Annotated in this window: 1 protein-coding gene; it reads left to right on the plus strand. The window is 67.0% G+C overall.

Going from position 1 to position 1,468, the window contains the following annotated elements:
- The first annotated feature begins 97 nt into the window (after positions 1–97).
- A complete protein-coding gene (gene gad, locus ABD323_RS41095; protein WP_344447204.1) occupies positions 98–1,462 on the plus strand; it encodes a glutamate decarboxylase in 1,365 nt (454 codons plus the stop codon).
- The last annotated feature ends 6 nt before the right edge of the window (positions 1,463–1,468 follow it).

Raw genomic sequence — 1,468 nt, forward strand, 5'->3', positions numbered from 1 at the left:
GACGTCGTCCTGGGCGGCTGGGTCGTTCGGGTGCTTTCGAGTCCGGCTGACGAGTCCCGGGCCGTGCTCCCGGCTCGGTGGTGGTTAGGTCGCCGATATGACCAAGAGTGATGCCGGGACCCTGTTCGGTAACCGTTTCCTGACCGTGCCGGCCCCCTCGGAGACCTTTCCCGAGGACGGTATGACCGCGACGGACGCCATGCGGCTGGTGGGTGCGGACCTCGCGATGGAGGGCGACCCGCAGCGCAACCTCGCCACGTTCGTCACCACGTGGATGGAGCCGGAGGCGCAGCGGATCATCGCCGAGAACCTCCACCGGAACTTCATCGATCACGCGGAGTACCCGATCTCCGCCGACATCGAGCAGCGGTGCGTGCGGATGCTCGCCGATCTCTTCCACGCGCCGGGCCGGACCACCGGGTGTCGGACCCAGGGCTCGTCCGAGGCGATCATGCTCGGTGCGCTGTCGCTGAAGTGGAAGTGGCGCGAGCGGCGCAAGGCGGCCAACCTGTCGTTCGACCGGCCCAATCTGGTCTTCGGCGGCGACGTTCATGTCGTGTGGGAGAAGTTCTGCCGCTACTTCAACGTCGAGCCCCGGATCGCGCCGCTTGCCGAGGGCAAGTACACGATCGGCCCGGAGGACGTGGAGCCCCTCCTCGACGAGAACACGATCGGCGTCGTCGCCGTCGTCGGCACCACGTTCACCGGTCACAAGGACGACGTCGTCGGGATCGACGAGCTCCTGCGGGAGGTCCGCAGGAAGCGGGACCTCGACATCCCGATCCACGTCGACGGTGCCAGCGGCGGGTTCGTGTGGCCCTTCCTCTACCCGGACTCGAAGTGGGACTTCCGGCTCGAGCAGGTCCGATCGATCAACGTCTCGGGACACAAGTACGGCCTGGTCTACCCCGGCATCGGTTGGCTGGTCTTCCGCGAGGAGTCGGACCTGGCCAAGGACCTGGTGTTCCACGAGAACTACCTGGGCAAGACCGATGCGACGTTCACGCTGAACTTCTCGACCGGCGCGTCGATGGTGCTCGCGCAGTACTACAACTTCGTGCGGCTGGGTCGTCAGGGCTACACCTACGTCATGCAGACGATGCAGACGAACGCCCGCGCGTTGGCGGACAACCTGCGTGCCAGTGGCCGCTTCGAGGTGATCGGCAGCGATCTCGAGCAGCTGCCGCTGGTCGCCTTCCGCCTCGCCGGCCAGCACGCCTACGACGAGTCCGACATCGCCTGGCAGCTTTCGGCCGAGCGCGGCTGGATGGTGCCGGCGTACACGCTGCCGCCCAACGCGGAGCGGGTGAAGATCCTGCGGGCCCTGGTCAAGGAGACCCTGAGCCGCGACCAGATCGACCGCCTGACCCGCGACATCGCCGATGCGTGTGCCACCTTGGACCAGAAGGGAGCGACCTCCGAGGTCGAGCGGGCCCAAATCAAGCGCGGCACCGGCTACTGACCGTCG

It is taken from the genome of Kitasatospora nipponensis, from assembly GCF_039528135.1.
Taxonomy (GTDB): Bacteria; Actinomycetota; Actinomycetes; order Streptomycetales; family Streptomycetaceae; genus Kitasatospora; species Kitasatospora nipponensis.

What these genes read in the sequence shown, in the direction of transcription:
- gad (WP_344447204.1), top strand. Translation starts at nt 98, where the DNA reads ATGACCAAGAGTGATGCCGGGACCCTGTTCGGTAACCGTTTCCTGACC.